Genomic DNA, 19,292 nt, shown 5'->3' with positions numbered 1-19,292 from the left:
CAAAAATAACAATCTATTAACTCTGAGCGTGAACCCTGAGTATTAATCCTAACAAGGACCCAGACATGAATCATAAAAATAAGGGGATGACCTACATTGGTGCGGATATGACATTAGAAGGTAATGTACGTATTCAAGGTCCTGCAATGGTTGCTGGTCACACCAAAGGTACTATCAACTCTACTGATCAAATCAAAATTGAGCTGGGAGGCGTGATTGAGGGGGACGTTTTTTGCCAAGAGATGCGCGTGTCAGGATTATTTAAAGGCAAGTTACATTGCAATAAGTTAATTATTGTCAGCTCGGGTATTGTAGAAGGTGAAGTGTCGAGTCATCAGATGGAAATTTATGATGGCGGTCAATTCATCGGTATGCGCACTAAAGGTCCTGATGCATCGCAGTTACCACAAGCTGAAGCAGAGCAATCATCACATCAACAGGCGCAGCAGGCTAGTGTTACTCATTCGGTTTTTTCTGGGCGTAAATTCACTTATGCCGCAGTTGCGACTATTTTGATTATTGCCGGCACAATATTACAACCAACCATTAGCTCGGCATTGAATCGTGGTCAAATATTGTCATCTGACAACAATCAAGCCAGCGTAGAACAATACTCACAATCAACTGCGACAACAGAAGATGCTGAGGTCTTATTTCAAGATATAGATCAACAGACTTCATTTGTCGATCAAGCTGAAGCATTGATGGGGGCTGGTCAAAGTGATATTAATGTGGCGATGGAAGATTTACATGAACTCGCTAAAACCAGTGAGGCTATGGGGGATAGCCAAACAGCGAGTGACGATGTCGAACAAATCGAGCCAGCGTTTGGCACGCCAGATAAGTAAGCATCTTTTTATTAAACCCATAAAAAATGGTTTTATTAACCACAGTGTTTAGTGGAGTAATAAAACCATTTTATGCTGTTTTGATACAGCCAAATATTTTTATATTACTTATGGATTAATGCGAGTTGGCATACCTGTACGTTGCTCTAGCAATCGCTTTAATATAAATGAGTCAGTTTGTGGGTGAGCAACAAAGCGAGTGGTTTCTTTATCAAATGATAATGCTACCGGCTCAGTCGAATCAAACTCAGCTTGAGTGCGTGATAGCGGCTGATGAACTTCTAAATAACGATTACCATCAGGTTCTTCAGTCGCTTTAATGGGTTGGTTAATAAATTCAACACGAGTACCTACTGGCACGGTATTAAATAAATGTTCAATATCTTCATCGCGTAAACGAACACAACCAGAACTGACGCGTAAACCAATACCAAAGGTGGCGTTAGTGCCATGGATTGCATATAAGTTACCCACATACAGTGCGAACAAACCCATTGGATTATCAGCGCCTGCAGGCCATACCGCTGGTAATGTCACTCCTTTTGCTTCGTAAGATTTACGAATGTTAGCAGTTGGTGTCCACGTTGGGTTTGCGCGTTTACGTTGAATGGTTGTTACCCACTTTTCTGGAGTGTCTTTACCTATTTGGCCAATACCAATCGGCAATACTTCAACAATATCTTTTCCTTTTGGGAAATAATATAAACGCATTTCAGCGCTGTTTATCACTACGCCTTCACGTTTAGTGTTCGGCAAAATTAGCTGATGTGGGATTAATAAAGTGCTACCGGCTTTGGGTAAAAAAGGATCCACGCCAGGGTTTGCTTCTAATAAGTTAGTTAATCCGAGCTGAAATTTTGAGGCGATTTGTTCTAGGGTTAACTTGCCCTCAGGAACAACATAGTATTGATTTTCACCGACTAAATTGCTGCCTTTAGCAGGTAGACGATATTCAACAGCAGCACTCGAAAAACTGAGTACCATAGCCGTTGCTGCAATTAAAGTAGTGCGTAACGAATTCATCATAAGCGTTATATCATTCCAAAAACAGACGTTATACCAGTCAGACTACAATATCTTACCAAGTTTGACTATTTTGTACTGGTCATTAGTACATATTATTAGCGCGCATCCTCACTTATTACGCTTAATATTTCAACTGATTTTTTCCTGTTTCGTTATTTAAATCTTAAACGTTTAGTAAGCTGATGTAAGTTGTCTGGAGCGGTTGGCAACTGATGTTCTTTTAGCGCTAACTTATAACCTATTTGAGTGTCTATTTTGTGGAAGAATGACTCTTAAATGGATTTTTTATAAGACTTAAGCTTATGGGTATTTTATGCAATCGGCCTTAACACCGTAAGCGATGATGCACACTTTCAGCCTCTTTAATTAACGATGCTGGGTTACGCTCCTATCGAATCTAAAAATATGTATTTGGATTTTTGCCTATATAGCTATCTCAGTATTTACCGAGGAAAATTGCAGTAAAAGATGTCCTCGATGAATCCCCAAAGTACGTACAAGACGACAGTAAAACCAGATACTAGTAAACATTTATTTAAATTAATGTTTATTTTTAATTTATATATCAATTGGTTATTTTTTTACTCTGCTTATTCCTCATCAAAATAAATTGTCGCACTTTTAGTTAGCATGCTAACCAGTTATAATGCTTAGCATGCTAACTAAGTGGTGACTTAATATGATTTCTACAGAATTAGAGCGATTAAAAGAGCTACATCTTGCTGAGCAACTCGGCCGGTTACATCGATTATGGCGCACTGTCGCAGATGTTGAATTAATTCCTTTAGGCTTAACTCATCCTCGCTGGACCGCGCTGTGGAAGCTATTACGCTTAGGCGATAACGTCAGTCAAAAAGTACTCGCCGACGCGTTAGAAATAGAATTGCCATCATTAATGCGCACTTTGGGACAATTAGAAGAACATGGATATGTTAAAAGGCGTTGTTGCGATACTGATAAGCGAGCACGAATTGTCAGTTTGACCCCTCAAGGAACCGACATTCTGAAGCAAATAGAAGCACGGATTATGCAAATCCGTGCTGAATTACTCAATGGCATTAGTCATCAAGAATTAAATGAATTTGAACGTGTGATCAGTCTGATTAGTGCTAATGCTATGGCTAAGCTTAATCAGTCTGATGACCCTTTTAGTGAGAAGTAACATGACTCCAGATCAACAATTTGCCCGTCTCGTTAAAATATCGATTGCGATGTTTGTATTCGTATTCGGTTACTTTATGTTTGCCGATGCTGTCATGCCAATGACGCCACAAGCTATGGCAACACGGATGGTCACCAAGGTAACACCACAAGTCAGTGGAAAAATAGCCTCTATTAAGGTCGCAAATAACCAATTTGTGGCCGAAGGTGATGTGTTGTTTAGTATCGATTCAGCCTCTTATGAGTTAGCGGTTGAGCGAGCAACATTAGCCTTAGAGCAAGCAAAACAAGATAATGCAGAACTCGATGCATCGATATTAGCCGCCAAAGCCGACGTGCAGGCAAATCAAAGTAATGCACAGCAAAAAAGCAGCGAGGCAAAGCGTATTGATGCTCTTTATTCCACACGCGGTGTATCGCAGCAGTTAGCCGATCAAGCTCAAAATGATGCCGCAACCGCCGAAGCTAACTTACTTGCCGCTAAAGCTCGCTTAACTAAGTTAATCGTTAGTCGTGGGTTTAACGGCGCGGATAATTTAAAAGTTCGCCAAGCTCAAAATCATTTAGCTCAAGCCGAGTTAGACTTGTCATATACTCAAATTCGCGCAGATCAAAATGGGGTTGTCACTAACTTACAGTTAGAAGTCGGTAGCTTTGCTACAGTCGGTCAGCCTTTATTAGCACTCGTATCAGAAAACGTTGATATTATTGCTGATTTCAGAGAGAAAAGTTTACAAGGTATTGAGCCACAATCAATTGCGCTGGTTTCATTTGATGGCCAACCTGGACATTTATACTCGGCCAAAGTGAGTTCCGTTGATGCAGGTGTGAGTGCCGGACAATTTGATGCCAATGGCCGCTTGGCAGATCCCCAAGAGTCGGTGCGATGGGTACGTGATGCCCAGCGCTTACGTTTACATTTAGAGCTCGATCAACAAGCCGTTAGCCTATTGCCTGCAGGGGCTCGCGCCACGGTGCAATTGGTGCCCAATAGCAGTTTTCTCGGTTTTTTGGCTAAGGTACAAATTAAAGTCATTAGTGTGCTGCACTATATTTATTAAATGAAGCATTAACTTCAATCATCATTTCCCTAATCCATACTTATAGCTGGTTACCACTTTTTAGTGTTGACTGAACAAACCATTTATTAGGGTGGGTGATTTAGGGTGCCGTATTCTCTCCAATGCGAAGGTATTTTACATGTTGCTACGCCACAGTCCTTTGACTACAAACGATTTACGTCAATGCCTTCGTATTGCAACAGGCGCAACACTTGGGTTTGCTATTTGTAAATTTTTCGACCTAAGTTATGGAGTATTTTTTACTGTAACCCCAATGTTACTGTTGGGTTTAGTACCAGTGATGAATGCCCATGCAATGCGGCAACTATTAGCATCATCGGTGATGGCTGGAATTGAGGTAGGTATTCTAGGTGGTTTATTTGGTACTCATCCAGGGATGATCTTGCCAATTGTGTTTATACTTTTTCTGTATCGATTTGCGGCAATGTCACGAGGCAGTTTGTTTTTGTTCGGCGCTAACGGGGTGATCAGCTTAAGCATTATGCTGCACTTTGCCAGTTATCCGAGTGTCGATATTAATAATCTTATTTTTAATAATTTTTGGGCGACGGCAGCATCTGTCATTATTGCTTACGCTATGACCGCTCTTTGGCCAGATGTCGAACCACGTCCGCCAATGGCATCGGTTGCTAAAGCGTCTAATCGTATGCGTCATGAAGCATTACTCGGTGCATCAATTGCGACAGCATCATTTGTGGTTTTTCAGGTATTTAACTTGCGAGACTCTATGTCAGCTCAAGCCACCACCTTATTATTGTTATTCCCCATGCATTGGAATGGTGCACTCGGCTATGCCCGCAAGCGTGCTATCGGTACCCTGCTTGGAGTGACCTTTGGTTTACTAGGACAAGGGTTACTTTATGATTGGTCTGGGCAACTGATTTTTGTCATACCGCTATTGTGGATAGGCTTAATGTTATTTAGCCAAGTGCATGTGAGAGAGGCGAGTGGCTCAGGAGTGGGGTTTGGCGCCATGACCACATTAGGCATACTATTTGGCCAATATTTAACCCCCAATAACGATCTAGTATTTAGTGCTTTGTATCGAGTCAGTAGTATTCTAGTGGCAATAGTGGCAACTTTATTATTGTGTTATTTAGTGCATCGCTTATTGAATCAATTTACAGCGACTCGATTTGGTTGAACGATAGATGTGTGCGGTAAATCGATCTAATTTGAGTATATTCGTTTATCGATATTATTCAGTAGTTAATTGATGATTTTAGCTGCAGCGTGCGGTTAGTTTTATAGACATATTTACTATAGACATTTGTTATATAAATGCTAATAGTAATGGATGGTATATAAAAAGGACTTAACATAATGAAACAAAATACTATTATTTTTAGCTTGATATTGAGCTTTCTCGCTTTCGCCCCATTTAAAAGCCAAGCAAATCAATTGCCTGAGTGTAATACTTCTGAATGTATTGAATACTTTAAAGCCTATCGAATTTTAACTAAACGAGGCCATTCCTCAGCGATGGCCATGTTAGCTGAATTCTATTATACCGGTTATGGTACCGATAAAGATTTAGACATGGCGTTAAAATGGTACCGACGTGCAGGTAAATATGGCGTACTGGATGCAAAATATAAAGCGGGCGTTTTGTATTTACAAGATACTCCTTTGAAAGATGTCGATGAAGGTGTTGAGTTTTTAAAGTACGCATCAAAGATGGGCCACTCTCAATCATCGTATTTATTGGGTAAAATGTATTTAGGTGGTGGCATGGTAGAACAAGATTTGGCACTTGCAGATCAATACCTTGCTAGAGCTTATGAAGAAAAGAATCTTGCCGCCAGAAATTATGGGCAAGTACTTTATCTGCATGAATCTACTAAAGATTTACCTCTGAGCAATCTTTATGCTTTAATTTCAAAAGATGTTGTCACGTTAACCCCTGAGAAAACGGGTTCAAATGAGCAAACTGCAGCGATCATTTTTCCTCAAGGTGAAATGGAAACCATTGACGTACAAATGGATACATTTGAAGACATGTTTGGCTCGCATATCACACAGTTGAACCACATGATCCCTGACACATCAAAAGGCACTGGATCTAATATAGCCGGACAAACATGTGCAAAAATGTGGGGATGTAGTAGTGAAGGTGACGGTCAACGAATCCAGGATGTCATGTTATCTGATTGGGGCTTAGAAACACTTCAATTCAGACTTGAAGGTTCAATATTTATCATAAAATAATAGCTGAGCTAAATAGAATAATTAGTTTCAATGACAAACGCGTTATGTTGCAAGTATGACTAATGACAGAGCAATTGCAGGTTGTCATTAATGTCATAATTAACACATTAACAAGCAGTTTGATCAGCGTTTATTTAACGCTGATATAAAAAAGTGACTCGTTTTGCATAAGCAAGAGTCACTTTTTTCTTTTACAAACGTCATAATGAATATGTTTTGCAACAGATTATTGCCAGCCAATTTTCCACTGTTGCGGATCTTTAAGATTGCGCCAGTCAATAGCAAACTCTTGTGCATTCATTTCTGCCCTTATGATGCATTCAATGACGTTTTGCTGCTCGTCATATTCCACTTTACTGATGCTAAAATGCTTCAGTTTCTGAACCACGTTCACCTTGGTCCATTTGCTATTGAGTAATTTCTTAGGATGAATTGGGTTCATATTCGTTCTCCTATTCTCAGTCTTTCGATGCCCATATTAATATTCATGTTATGACTCATGACGTACCTAATCAGTACTGGTGTTAATCATTGTGAGAGTGACTAACTAATAACTGCTGCAATTGGCTTAGATCATTGATAATAATATCGGCGAGATGTTGATATTCGCTATCAACCCCATGATTAATAAAACAAGCTATCATGCCGGCATTGTTAGCTGCCTGAATATCATATAAATAATCGCCGACATAGATAATATGTTGCGGCGAAATTTGCCATTGAGTTGCTATCGCTAGCAGTGCATCCGGGGCCGGTTTTGCTGGATAATCTTCTCTGGTCAATACGTGATTGATGGCGATATTATTCTGTTTTACTTTCATTGCACTGGCGGCAAGGCTATTACGAGTCACTATAGCAGTGGGGAGTTTTGCCGCTTCAATAGCATTAATCAGCTCTGCCATGCCTTTAATCGGTTTGGCATTGATTGCATCTTGGTATTCATGATCAAGGATAATCTGATTGGCGCTGGCTTGAGTGTCTTTGCAGCTTAACTCGTCGACATATTTAAGGAGATCGATACTATCAGGACAACCAATTTGCTGACGAATTAAGTTAAAGTCTAAATTGGATTCAACTAAGGTACCGTCTAAGTCAAAAATAATACCTTTAATTTGCATTGGTAAATTCAATTAATACCCTTATCTAATTTATATTTATCGGTTAAATTGCATTGAGTGTAACTCAATTAAAAACGGACCTTGTTGTTTTTGTGCCACTAAAAAGCCAACCCGATCAATGTCATTAAAATCTAATGCAGGTGCATTTGCAACCTTACGTCCCCTGAAGTTAACGGTAAAATCAGCAGGGATAAAAGTATGTTGCGTTAGCGTATTTGGGCGAGTGGTAAAATTCGCTACATACGCTTCACCATACGATAAGTTGGGCGATTTTAGGCGTATTTGATAGGTTTTACCATCGCCTTTAACTGTGAGACTAAGCTCTGATTGATCGATAATTGGATGCTTATAATTCGACTCTATCGATGCGAACCCGCCATTGTTTTCCAATGACACAGACCCTGTAAATAACAACACTTGCTGGTTAATTTCAACTTTGCTTTGTGAAATACCGCCCATTACAGTGTCATTATTGATTAACCATTTTGTAAAGTGACTCGGATCAGTAAAATGAAATAACATATTATCCTCACTGGCACTCCATGCGGGTTGGCCAAAGATTAGTAAAATTCCTGCGACAGTTCGAATACCTATTGGTACTTTTCGGCTATTATGCCCGTCCTGTGTATTGAGTAATACCATCATATACTCCTATTCATCATCGTTCGATATATCGCTCCAAAGGCCATAAAAAAATGGCTTATCAGGGTGAGGGATAAGCCATAAAGGGTCTTACGGAGGATAATGTTACTTACTGCATCGGGTCTTGCTACATGGGGTCTAACGTATCGGGCTTTGGTCTATCAGGTGTCATCTAACGGTATAACTATTATTTATTACGCGTGCTATTCAATTTAGGTTCACTTATTTTGCCGTTCTTTTTCAATGCCAGATCCTTCCCATCTGGGGGAGAGTTATATTCGACAAGTTGGGATCTTGTCAGTACCCTTGGTATAGGTTTTATTAAGTGGCTATTTATCTTCGATGATGAGCAATCATATCAACAGATGATAGACCTGAGGGACAAGATATTTTGGACGTAAACGGTGGGTTATCGACTCAGTCAGCCGCGCTTACCTTTAGTGTGGTAAGCATTAATTTATTTAATTTTATTGAACCGCCTTATGCTTTTTATGATTTTGAAAATATCTATAGTGATAAACAGTGGCAAAAAAAGTGTGCCTGGTTAAGTGATTTTATTAACCAATCTCAAGCTGACATTATTGCTTTTCAAGAAGTGTTTAGTCCCGATGCCTTAGCTGTGCTGACTAAGTCTCTGGGGTATGAATATTTTGTGGCACTAGATTTACCTGAAGTGGTGAGTGACTATGTGTATCGAAGTCCAGTCGTGGCGATTGCATCTAAGTATCCTATTATCGATTCGGTTAATGTCGTGCCAGATCCGCAATGGGTCAATCAATTAGGTTTAGCTGAGTCATTTAGTTTTAGCCGTAAACCACTTCGAGCAACCATACAGTTACCTATTTTTGGGCCATGTGATTGTTATGTGATTCATCTTAAGTCTAAGCGTAGCGGTGTCAGTCGCGACGATATCAGTGAAAGTGGTTTACATGGTGGTGCAGATTTTGTTGCAAGGCAAGTGCTTGGGCGCTGGGCATCGAGTTTACAGCGAGGCAGTGAATCGGCATTGTTGTGCCATCAAATGTTAATGAGACGACAACAGAGTCAACAACCTTTCATGTTAATGGGTGACTTTAATGACACTATGGGTAGTGAACTCTTAGCCGCGTTTAATAATCAATTACGAGTGTTTCGTAGTGATATTGAAGACCCTGGGCTGGCTAAGTTAGGCGAAACGTCATTGATGGCTGAATTACACCAAAGCAGTTTGTTTGACAGCTATGAGTTGTTTATTGCCGCCACCAAGTGTAATGCGACCTTGGCCCAAGATGAGTTTGAATCAAGCGCATTAGTTGATGAGCAACCCCATCCGGTCAGACAGCCGACACATTACTATGGCAACAGTGGTTCTGTGCTTGATTACATATTAGTATCGAGTGAGTTTAATCCAACTCAGCAACAAAATCTTGCTCATATAATTGATTATAAAACGTTTGATCGCCATCTCGTTCGACCTGAGTATGAACGCGATAGTGACAGTACAGACCATGCACCTGTGATGATGAGTTTTAGCGTACGCAGTTAATGATATTTATTATGTAATGTATCAAATGTTATAAAATCCACAGGCTCAGTATAGAGTTGTTTTATTGAGCTAATAAAAAAGCGCTGATATTTATCAGCGCTTTTTTGTATTCACCCCATGGCTTCATCATTAAATGACTAATCCATTGATTGTTATTACGACTAGAGTAGCGGTTACTGCAATAGCAGTTTTATTTTTACGCAGCGCTGCTCTTCTTGACGGGTTTCAAGTAGGGCGCGGCGCGCGAGTTGTGATAAACCTGTTTGCGTATCTAGGACATCACTAATTGCATTAATGTTGCCTGCACTGCACTGCGTCGGGATCAGTGCCGCGGCAAAACTACGCATAAATACTGGTCCTTTATCGTCCATTAACGGTAGGTTAGCAAAGCGTTGTTCTGCGGTCGCCGCACTTAATAGCTTTTGCTCCGCAGGATAGAGGTTAAACATCGCAATACGGATCTTAGAGAAAGGCATAGTGTCATTATTCTCAATGGTATTTAACCATTGGCGTTTAAGCGCTGACTGCGGACGGATGGCTTCAGCTGCAATGGCTGCTTTTTCGCCCGAGTCAGATTGATCAAGATGTTTTTCTTGAGCAAGTAACGCTTGAGCGTCACCATAATCATAGCGGTTTAACTGGCGGATCATGGCCCAGCGCAAGTCTTGATCTATGCTTAGCCCTTTAATATGGCTTTTACTTTGCAGTAAAGATTGAATATGTTTTAACGCCTCACCGTGACTAGACAGGCTAATATAGGCATCGAACCAACGGCGTTGGAAGTCTCGGTTACGGTAGCTTTCCATGCTCATACGCAAGCTCATTTGGCTTAATGCCTTTGATATTTTGCTGTTGTAACTTGCATGCATGGGCGCCATAAGATCAAGATAGTTTTTGGCTTGCTGAAGATTACCAAGCACTTGACCTAATATGGTGTAATCTTTTTCCAGTGGTGCATTAATTAACGCGATATTTAAGAACTGTTCCATTGATGTATTACCATCAATGACGCTGTCCCACATACTTTGCCACAACATTGAGCGTAATAACGGATCGCTCACTTGGCCTAGAGACTGCTTAGCGGTATTAAATGAACTCGTGTCTAACTCAACTTTTACAAATCCCCAGTCGTCATAGTTTGGATAGACTAAATCTGGGCAAACCTCACCGATTAACTGATCAACTTTGGTGTAAGCGCCTTTATAGGTAACCGCGATGACTTGTTGTTTTTCAAGTTCGTACCTGTTTTTGTTAAATAGCCCAATTTGAACACGTTGCTCGCGTAGCGTAGGAAATTGGCTATCTGCTGTTTGTACTAAAGCGAATGAGTTAATTTGTCCACCTTTGCAAGTGTACTGGGCTTTGATGGTATTGACCCCTGCGGCATACAACCATTCTTTGGTCCATTGGGATAAATCTCGACCACTGGCAGTAGCTAGACTATTGATAAAGTCATTGAGCTCAGCATTTTGATAGCTATATTGTGTAAGATATTGGCTTACACCACGGCGAAAAATGTCTTCACCGAGCAAGTGACGTAATTGCTTAATGGTTGATGCGCCTTTTTGATAAGTAATGGCATCGATGTTATCAAAGGCATTTTTGCTGGTGGCCACAGGTACTTCAATAGGATGGGTCGTGACTAAGCTGTCTTGATGGTAAGCTGCTTGCTTACCTTTAGCATAAAAGCTGCGCCATGCATTGCTAAACTCGGTTGCTTCGCTGGTAGCAAGTGTGCCCATAAACGAGGCAAAGCTTTCATTTAACCATAAGCCATTCCACCACTTCATTGTCACTAAGTCGCCAAACCATTGGTGCGCCATTTCGTGCATGATAACGCCGGCTAACCGTTCTTTTTGTTCAGCTGTCATTGCGGCATTAAATAAGAAACGGTCTTCTGAAAACGTAATTGCCCCAGCATTTTCCATTGCACCGTAAAGGAAGTCAGGCACCAATACTTGGTCGTATTTTTTAAACGGGTATGCAATACCAAAGTAGCGATCAAAAAAGTCTAACCCTTGTTTGGTGTAAGTAAACCAATCTTGTGGTGAAACTTGATCCGCTACTGATTGACGCGAAAACAAGCGCATTGGATAACGGCCTGAGTTGTCTTCCCAAACATGGTATGGACCAGCGTGCATAGAAAAGTTATAGGGGCTCAACTTAGGCGTGGCAGGGAAGGTCCATAAGTTGGTTTCACCTTGGTCGACGATATTGGTTTCACGCATAGCACTGATCACTTGCCAGTCTTTGGGGGCATGAACATTGATTTGATAGCTGGCTTTAAGGTCGGGTTGATCAAATACGGCAAACATTTGTTGAGCAGCCGCAGGTTCAAAATGCGAGTACAAGTAAACTTTACCGTCTACGGGATCGACAAAACGATGTAAGCCTTCACCATTGGTGCTGTGCTCGCGAGTAAACTCGACTTCTACGGTATTGTGGCCATCTACTAGTAGGCTTTGATTTAGTACAATATAAGCACCATTGTAATTAGGATATACCTTAGTACCGTTAATGATAAATTGTTTGATATTGGCTTTATTAAGGTCGAGCGTAAGCGCTTTTGGCACGCTGCTTAAGTCAAAGTTAACAACTGATTTTGCACTGAATTGACTATGTTCACTCAGAAAGAAAGTGAGCTCATATTGCGCATTTGATATCACACTGGATCTAGCTTGCGCTTGTTCTTGGCTAATGTAGGCAGAGCCATCCCGTTGAAAGGCGGTGGTGGATATTGAGCTACTGCAGCTAATAACGCTAGCACAACATAATGCGATGAGACTGGTTTTAATAACCCGAGGACTAAACAATTCAGTGGATAACAATTTCACGTTAGTGTTCCTAACTTATTATTAGATTAATGAAAAAGCCGACAACAATGTCGGCTTTAATGCTATAGGTTGTGACTTATAAACCTAAAAATGACTTTGATTTCATTTTACGGATTTCTTTTTCATCAGACCATTCAATTAAACCTGTTTCAAGATCCATTAAACGCATGGTCATCTTGTAATAAACGTCTTTGGTGCTGCCATCTTGTTTAACAATGCTCGACAAGTTGCCATAAAGCATATATTGCGCGCCAATTTGGCGACCAAATTTAATCGCAGTAGATGGATCGACCATGCCCGCATTGTTTTGATAATCGAGTTGTTTGCGAACAGTATCAACCTTAGTCATATCAATAAAACGGAACTTACCAGAGCGTAATAGCTTGTTGCTAATGCTATCGGTTACCGATTCAGTATCAATATGCTCAGAAGTTTTATTTTTAATTTTATCCACAAATACAATCGGACGGTTGCTCTGCGTCATTACCACCACTGGTGGGAATGCCATCATGCTGTCGACCATTTTAGCTGCAATAGCTTGAAGATCGGTGGAGCCGAAGTTCTCGTTAACGGTTTCAACTTCAGTAGCGTCGCCATACTCTACTTTAGATTGACAGGCGCTCAGCCCCATCACTGCTGCGAGTATCAATATCAGTTTCAAATTTTTCATAGTAAATTCCATTAGTGATGAGTGACAGTTGATATGTAATTATCGTTTATCAGATTATTATCGAATAAAAACGGGTACGATTTCCAGTCTCTATTGCCCAAATTAATGTTGTACGGTTTGCTGTTACGTCAATTTTTACATTTTTACTGTTATTTAGGTGAATATTATAGCTGCCAGCGTCGATAAATTGTCGGGCAATTTGAGCTTGTCGTGGTAGCGTGAGCCAGCTTCTGCGATCAGCTTGCTCAGTGATAACATTAAATATTTGCATCACCATCGCAGCAGCATCAACTTGATTATTGGCGCGTTGGTCACTGTTTTGTACGCTACGGTTCATTTGGTACTTAGCATAAACTCTTGCCGTTTGACGAAACAAGGCTGCGGGTAAATCTTCTTTTAATGCATTAATGGCTAACGCATCAATATTGGCAATGGCTTGCGCGGTCAGTGGCGCATCAAGCCCTTGAATTTGGTTATTATTTGCTAATGGATGTTGCGGCAAGTAAGTGGCTAATGAGGCCGATTGTATATTACCGTTGATGGGGAAAGGAACCGTAATACTTTGTTTTTCAGGTACAAAGCCTTTTTCAATAATAAAGATTACTTGCCCCTGACCCGCAGTGGGTAATGTCGCCTCTCCCCAGCGCCGTTTAAACTCATCATATTGAGGCATGCTTAATTGTTTGGCTAGACGGACCAAGTCTTGTTGCAGAAAAACATTATCTGGGCTAATTTGCGCCGCTTTTCGGTAATCAATAAAGGCATCGTTAGGTTCGTTAGCCAGTTCGTGCAATAACCCCGTGGTGTAATAACTGTAAGCATTGAGAAACGAACTCGTCACATTTCCAGCTTCTTTACCTAACCGCTCAACTTGATCGTCAATGACGCCATTAGCCATATCTTGCACTGACTTTTGTGATTGTTGATAGCGTGCTTGCTCAAGGCTTTGCAGCTCATTGCTGCGGCGGACTTCTACTAATGCCCCTTGAATATCGCCGCTGAATAAATAATTAAGCGCCTGATATTGATGTAGCATGATGCGCTCATAACCTGGACCTCGATATGGAATCGCATTATCGTTTAGTAACAGGCTGCTTGCACCTGCGCCTAACTTGCTGGCGCTAACGATGGCTTTGTCATCAAATCTTTGATAAGCATCAATGGCTTGTTGGTAGTAGGTTTTACTGCGAGTAAAATCGCCCGCAACTTGCATAATACGTCCCGATTCTTGGGCATAAAGTAAGCCATCATTACCGCTGATATTATTGGCTAAATCGGTGATGTTTGCTGCTGGAGTCTCGCTGTTGAGCTGTTGTTTAAATGGAGCAATTTGCGACGGGTAATTAACAAATACACTGTTAAAAGCGCAACCTGATAGGCTAAGGCTGAGAATTAACCCAATACAGAATGTTCTTAACATTGTGTCACCTGGATCTTGGTTGCCATCAGATTGACCCGTTCAAGTAAGGTTATGCCTTGTAAATGGTCATATTCATGTTGAAAAATACGGGCAACAAAACCCGTTAATGTTTGTTGATGTAACTGGCCATCTAGTGACTGGAATTGCACTTTAATTTCGCAATGTCGTGAAATCGATAGCCGCTGCCCTGGGATCGATAAACAGCCTTCAACCCCAACTTCAGTCGCAGCCGATGCGGTTAATATCTGTGGGTTTATGACCACAGTTGGAGCCATTAATGGGGCATCGGGATAACGTTCGTTGGGATTTGACGCCATAATAAACATAGCCGCTTTACTAAACACTTGCGTTGCCGCAATACCAACACCGTTTGCGTTTAGCATAGTGCTGAGCATATTATCGGCTAAAGTGCGTAATGCTTGGTCAAACACCGTCACGGGTTCAGCTTTTTGAGTCAGTATCTCTTCGCCTGTCGTGGCAATGCTGAGTAATGGCTTTAGCTGCATAAGTGACGGCTGTCCTTGTTGTTTGTGTTAATGACGATCGGCATTAATCTATTTTTCAAATCGTGATTGCTTAACATATAGCGACTTAAAAATGTTACAACTTACTCATAATATCTTCAATCTCACCCATAATTAACTGATTCTCGATGAGAGTCTAGCCCCATAGCTGGGCGTCGAATCTATAGTGCGACTTATTATTTTTCGAGAGATGTTCTTTACTGTAAAGAGTTAGTAATGCGGCGGAGGTGTCTCTTCAGCTGGAGACGCCATGTTACTTGGCTCAATAGAATGCAGTTTATTTACCATTAATAGCATTTGCTGTTGTTGTCTGGCAACTAATGCATTGAGTTTTATCACTTCTTGGTTTAACTCTTCAATAGAGATATCTTGAAATGATAGTTTCATTTCAAGATCATCAATTTTTTGCAAAATGCTGTCCATGTAGACCTCTTATTAATTAATTACTGCTGCCAATATTCAACTAAACCTTGGCTGCTAATACTGACGATTGAGCCAGGTGCTGGCATAGTGGCAGAGTATACTACAGCCCCTCTGTTTTGGGTGTTTTTACTCAATTGAACTTGCCAATGCGAAACTTGTTTACCCGAGTTAATTTGCCATAAAAAGATTTCTCTTGATGGCGTTCCTGTGAGTAATTGCTGATCATTATTGACAAAACGAGCCGTTGAAAAGTTCATTTGGCGTCGATTAATATCCAGATGACTAATGAGAGTGCCTGTATCAGATTGCCACAGGGTGGCGTTACCTGTGATATCACTGGCAAAACTGAGTGAAGCTGAGTCATTAATTAGCACTTTCGTCACGCGGGAGCTCAACTGCCATTGTTGCTGTGGCTGGCCAGTTTGAGTTTGCCAAAGAATCACCTTGCCATCATTATCGCCACTTAATGCGCTGTTACCATCGGCACTAATTGAAACACTATTAACCTTTTCTTTGTGGGCTAAAAACTGGATGAGTCGCGATTTTTCTGGCGACAATGACATTACTGATCCATCGACTAAACCAACGAGTGTTTGCCCTGTATTGGCGATGGCGACACTTTGGGCATAAGAGGGTAACGACCACCATCCCACTGAAGACCCATCGGTTAAGCGCCATATGGCTAAAGAATGGCTACTAATTGTTGCGGCATAAAGGTTATTAGCAGATATTGCAGTGTCAATAACATTACTGGTATTTTGTTGCTGCCCTTGGTACCACTGATAAGACAGGCTTGAATGGCTGAGGTCCCATACTTGTACTCCGTTATGGGCTGTACTTACTAAGGCGATGGTGGCATCGTTTGACAAGCTTGCACTGTAACTGGCATCGGTCGTGATAACGTGTACTTGAGTTGGGCTAGGTTGGCATGCAGATAGCAGACCTGTTAGGACGAGTGTTGAACAAAAAAGCAGCATTGAAACGCGTGTCATGAACTTGCTCCTTGAATTATTGTCCTAAACCTTGTCATATAAGGTTTACCCAATGGTATAACCGTTTTAACTAGTATAAAGTGGCAAACGAACATGACCACTTAAACATCTCATTGATTGAATGTATTAAGGTTATTGTAACCACTAAAGGATGCTGAGGAAGCTTTAATGAAATCTATTTACAAATTATCGTTAGTTGCATTAGCCGTTGTTGGCCTTACTGCGTGTAATGAAGCACAAGACGTTGCTCAAAAGAAAGTTGAATTAACAACTGACGTTCAAAAAGAAGCATATAGTGTTGGTGGTTCAATTGGTAAGTACATGTCTGGCCACATTAAAGAACAAGAAGAATTAGGTTTTACTGTTGACCGTAATATGGTGATTAAAGGCTTTAGCGATGGCTTAGGCGAAGAAATGCTGTTAACAGAAGAAGAAATGCAGACTGTATTGCAAAATCTAGATAAAAAGTTAAATGACAAACGTTTAGAGCAAGCTGAAGCTTTAGCGGCTAAATCGATTGCTGAAGGCAAAAAATTCTTAGAAGAAAACAAAGCTAAAGAAGGCGTAACGACTACTGAGTCTGGTTTACAGTATGAAGTATTAGAGCCAGGTACCGGTGAGAAACCAGCAGCTGAAGATACTGTAGAAGTACATTATCGTGGCACGTTAATTGACGGTACTGAGTTTGATAGCTCTTATGCTCGTGGTGAAACGGCTAAGTTCCCATTAAACCGCGTTATTCCTGGTTGGACTGAAGGCGTGCAGTTAATGCCTGTAGGCGCTAAGTACAAGTTTGTTATCCCATCAGAACTTGCTTACGGTGAACGCGACACGGGTACTATTCCTGCTAATTCAACACTTGTTTTTGAAGTTGAATTGGTTTCAGTAGAAAAAGCACCGGCACCTGCTGCAGATGCTAAGTAATATCATCTATAGTTCAGTCGCTCAGTGATTGACATTTTGATAGTAAAAAGGACGCTTCGGCGTCCTTTTTGTTTACATTGAAGTTGGCTTGAAGGTGTTAATCTTAGATCTAAATAATTGCGTCATTCAGTCTGCCAATGTTGCGCTATGTTAGGCGTATCAAATGTCGTAATACTGATGCAACGACGCCAATAATTGCGCTGATATAACAGAGACGCTTAATTTAATGATTGCCTAAGCTCACGAATAAATGCAAATGCCAGATTACCATTAAATTATCGTCAGGTTATAGCCATTTTAAGCGGTAAAATAGGTACATTTGTAAGGCAATGAGTGCAAATAATCCGCCACAGAATGCTGCAAAAGCCCAGTTTGATTCCGCACCAGGAATGCCACCAATATTGACGCCTAATAAACCGGTTAAAAATCCTAATGGCAGAAATACGGCCGAAATTAAAGATAAAAAATACAGTCTTTGATTCACTTGCTCGGATTGTTGCGATTGTAGTTCTTCTTGGGTGACGCTGGCGCGGTCGCGTATAGCATCCAGATCCTCAATCACTCGAATCAGCGTTTCATGTATTTCACGAAGACGGACTTTGTCATTGTGGTCAAATAATTCGCTGGTTTCTTGCAGCATTCGAGAAAATGCTTCTCGTTGTGGCGCAAGGTAGCGACGCAACACTACGGTCTGTCTGCGCAATTCTGCAATGTCGGTGCGCAAGCTCTTGTTCACTTGAGTCACAACACGTTCTTCTAGTTCATCGAGCTGTTCTTCAAGCTTGCCAATAAACTCTACTTTGCGTTGCGTTAGACGTTCGCAAATGGCCATGATAAACGCCGCGCTATCAATTGGACCCTTACCTTGAACGATTGCATCGGCAACATCAATTACAGATTGTAGCTGGCGCTCGCAAGTTGAAATGATTTTGGATTCTTCAGCGTATATCCGCACAGCAACCATGTCTTCAGGATCTGAGTTAGGATTTAAATTAACCCCACGCAGCGCCAGTAAGATACCTTTGTCTGAGCTTAATACTCGCGGGCGAGTATCAGTAGCCAAGAGGGTATCCCTCTCAACTCTATCTAAGCCAGAGTTGAGGATCCATTTACGCGCTTTAGGTTCGCGGTAACGCAGATGTAGCCATAACAGACCATCAGCAGGTTGCCATTGTGCTATTTGTTCCTCAGTCAATGACTGGCCTGCATTGGGCCCCGTTAGCAACAAACTGTATATAAAACCATTATTCATTATAAGAGAGTCCATGTGATCACTATTGTCATAATTTACGCTACTTTTTAATCTTGCCCAAGTTTAAAGCAATCTTATAAAATGAAATCCTTTAGTTATCGTATATTTAACCATCAAACACATTATTCGGTCTGCTAACTAGCAGCGGAGTCGCCGATCATCGGTTAAAATAGAAAAAATACTAACAAAAAAGAGTTCTAGTATGGAATATCAATTTCGTCGTAACCGCCTAGAAGGCACGGTATTTGCTGAATTTAGTATGGATCATGAAGTGTTAGGCAGATGGTTTGCAGAAGAGCTTGGTGACGACAAAAGCAAAGCGATTCATATTCTAACGCAGATAGCATTAATCAAATCTGGGACCCTAAACCATATGCGAGATGTCGGTGGAGAATTAACCATCGATATTGACTCTGAGCAAGTGAGAGTGTTTGCCAGTGTGATTGATTTTGAGGAGGAGCACTTATTAGAAGACTCTATGAGCCTGTACAATGCCGAATCTGAATCTTATTGTGGTCTTGAAGACTTTGAGTCAGTACTGGAGAGTTGGTTAGCATTTATTAACGATAAATGACCATATCTTAAGTCTCGTTGATGTTAACTAACAACAAAACCAGGTTTAAATGGCTTTGTTGTTAATTGT

The 19,292-nt window shown here is 41.0% G+C and carries 19 protein-coding genes; 8 read left to right on the top strand and 11 right to left on the bottom strand.

The annotated features are described in order from the left end of the window. The first annotated feature begins 65 nt into the window (after positions 1 to 65). Positions 66 to 848, top strand: a complete 783-nt coding sequence (locus tag H5123_RS00365) for a polymer-forming cytoskeletal protein (RefSeq protein WP_182696677.1) — start codon at positions 66 to 68, stop codon at positions 846 to 848. A 108-nt stretch (positions 849 to 956) separates the two neighbouring features. Here H5123_RS00365 and H5123_RS00360 read toward each other — a convergent pair whose 3' ends face one another. Beyond that, a complete protein-coding gene (locus tag H5123_RS00360) occupies positions 957 to 1,871 on the bottom strand; it encodes a L,D-transpeptidase family protein (RefSeq protein WP_124018098.1) in 915 nt (304 codons plus the stop codon). A gap of 685 nt (positions 1,872 to 2,556) precedes the next feature. Here H5123_RS00360 and slyA point away from each other — a divergent pair. From slyA to H5123_RS00340, 4 genes are all read left to right on the top strand, one after another. Next, positions 2,557 to 3,036, top strand: a complete 480-nt coding sequence (slyA, locus tag H5123_RS00355; RefSeq protein ID WP_182696899.1) for a transcriptional regulator SlyA — start codon at positions 2,557 to 2,559, stop codon at positions 3,034 to 3,036. Position 3,037: 1 nt separating this feature from the next. After that, the gene (locus tag H5123_RS00350) at positions 3,038 to 4,096 is read left to right on the top strand and encodes an HlyD family secretion protein (RefSeq protein WP_124018076.1); all 1,059 of its coding nucleotides are present in this window, start codon (positions 3,038 to 3,040) and stop codon (positions 4,094 to 4,096) included. Between the two features lie 139 nt (positions 4,097 to 4,235). Next, complete coding sequence (locus H5123_RS00345) at positions 4,236 to 5,261, top strand: DUF2955 domain-containing protein (RefSeq protein ID WP_182696676.1); 1,026 nt, start codon at positions 4,236 to 4,238, stop codon at positions 5,259 to 5,261. A 179-nt stretch (positions 5,262 to 5,440) separates the two neighbouring features. Continuing rightward, the gene (locus H5123_RS00340) at positions 5,441 to 6,325 is read left to right on the top strand and encodes a tetratricopeptide repeat protein (RefSeq protein WP_220487507.1); all 885 of its coding nucleotides are present in this window, start codon (positions 5,441 to 5,443) and stop codon (positions 6,323 to 6,325) included. A 226-nt stretch (positions 6,326 to 6,551) separates the two neighbouring features. Here H5123_RS00340 and H5123_RS00335 read toward each other — a convergent pair whose 3' ends face one another. From H5123_RS00335 to H5123_RS00325, 3 genes are all read right to left on the bottom strand, one after another. Continuing rightward, entirely contained in the window at positions 6,552 to 6,767 is a 216-nt protein-coding gene (locus H5123_RS00335) for a TIGR02450 family Trp-rich protein (RefSeq protein WP_124018073.1), read from the bottom strand. 82 nt (positions 6,768 to 6,849) lie between these two features. Beyond that, complete coding sequence (locus tag H5123_RS00330; RefSeq protein ID WP_182696675.1) at positions 6,850 to 7,455, bottom strand: HAD family hydrolase; 606 nt, start codon at positions 7,453 to 7,455, stop codon at positions 6,850 to 6,852. 24 nt (positions 7,456 to 7,479) lie between these two features. Next, positions 7,480 to 8,088: a CIA30 family protein gene (locus H5123_RS00325; RefSeq protein WP_182696674.1), complete on the bottom strand. Its 609-nt coding sequence runs from the start codon at positions 8,086 to 8,088 to the stop codon at positions 7,480 to 7,482. 388 nt (positions 8,089 to 8,476) lie between these two features. Here H5123_RS00325 and H5123_RS00320 point away from each other — a divergent pair, with 388 nt between their 5' ends. Next, a complete protein-coding gene (locus tag H5123_RS00320; protein ID WP_182696673.1) occupies positions 8,477 to 9,610 on the top strand; it encodes an endonuclease/exonuclease/phosphatase family protein in 1,134 nt (377 codons plus the stop codon). A 173-nt stretch (positions 9,611 to 9,783) separates the two neighbouring features. On the opposite strand, the gene pepN is transcribed toward H5123_RS00320, so the two are convergent. The 6 genes from pepN to H5123_RS00290 all read right to left on the bottom strand — a co-directional run bounded on the left by pepN (position 9,784) and on the right by H5123_RS00290 (position 16,473). Then, positions 9,784 to 12,444 (bottom strand): aminopeptidase N, encoded by a 2,661-nt coding sequence (gene pepN / locus H5123_RS00315; protein ID WP_182696672.1) that lies wholly within the window; start codon positions 12,442 to 12,444, stop codon positions 9,784 to 9,786. Between the two features lie 76 nt (positions 12,445 to 12,520). Further along, positions 12,521 to 13,114, bottom strand: a complete 594-nt coding sequence (gene lpoB, locus H5123_RS00310; protein WP_182696671.1) for a penicillin-binding protein activator LpoB — start codon at positions 13,112 to 13,114, stop codon at positions 12,521 to 12,523. A gap of 49 nt (positions 13,115 to 13,163) precedes the next feature. Beyond that, complete coding sequence (locus tag H5123_RS00305) at positions 13,164 to 14,534, bottom strand: COG3014 family protein (protein ID WP_182696670.1); 1,371 nt, start codon at positions 14,532 to 14,534, stop codon at positions 13,164 to 13,166. Further along, positions 14,528 to 15,040 carry a peptide deformylase gene (gene def, locus H5123_RS00300; protein WP_182696669.1) on the bottom strand — a complete coding sequence of 171 codons (513 nt, stop codon included), beginning with the start codon at positions 15,038 to 15,040 and terminating at the stop codon, positions 14,528 to 14,530. Before def ends, H5123_RS00305 begins: the two co-directional genes overlap by 7 nt. Before the next feature lie 228 nt (positions 15,041 to 15,268). Beyond that, a complete protein-coding gene (locus H5123_RS00295; protein WP_124018065.1) occupies positions 15,269 to 15,481 on the bottom strand; it encodes a SlyX family protein in 213 nt (70 codons plus the stop codon). Positions 15,482 to 15,501: 20 nt separating this feature from the next. Beyond that, positions 15,502 to 16,473 carry a WD40 repeat domain-containing protein gene (locus H5123_RS00290; RefSeq protein WP_182696668.1) on the bottom strand — a complete coding sequence of 324 codons (972 nt, stop codon included), beginning with the start codon at positions 16,471 to 16,473 and terminating at the stop codon, positions 15,502 to 15,504. A 168-nt stretch (positions 16,474 to 16,641) separates the two neighbouring features. Between H5123_RS00290 and fkpA the strand changes: the two genes are divergently transcribed. Further along, a complete protein-coding gene (gene fkpA, locus H5123_RS00285) occupies positions 16,642 to 17,397 on the top strand; it encodes an FKBP-type peptidyl-prolyl cis-trans isomerase (RefSeq protein ID WP_124018063.1) in 756 nt (251 codons plus the stop codon). 286 nt (positions 17,398 to 17,683) lie between these two features. Here the strand turns inward: fkpA and H5123_RS00280 are convergent, their stop codons facing one another. Further along, positions 17,684 to 18,649 (bottom strand): zinc transporter ZntB, encoded by a 966-nt coding sequence (locus tag H5123_RS00280; RefSeq protein WP_124018096.1) that lies wholly within the window; start codon positions 18,647 to 18,649, stop codon positions 17,684 to 17,686. A gap of 202 nt (positions 18,650 to 18,851) precedes the next feature. On the opposite strand from H5123_RS00280, the gene H5123_RS00275 reads away from it, so the two are divergent. After that, positions 18,852 to 19,223 carry a YacL family protein gene (locus H5123_RS00275; RefSeq protein ID WP_182696667.1) on the top strand — a complete coding sequence of 124 codons (372 nt, stop codon included), beginning with the start codon at positions 18,852 to 18,854 and terminating at the stop codon, positions 19,221 to 19,223. Positions 19,224 to 19,292: the final 69 nt, after the last annotated feature.

The sequence above is a fragment of the Shewanella sp. SR43-4 genome, assembly GCF_014163845.1.
Lineage (GTDB): Bacteria > Pseudomonadota > Gammaproteobacteria > Enterobacterales > Shewanellaceae > Shewanella > Shewanella vesiculosa.
The sequence above is the reverse complement of the archived record's forward strand: the minus strand, read 5'-3'. Positions and strand labels throughout refer to the sequence as shown.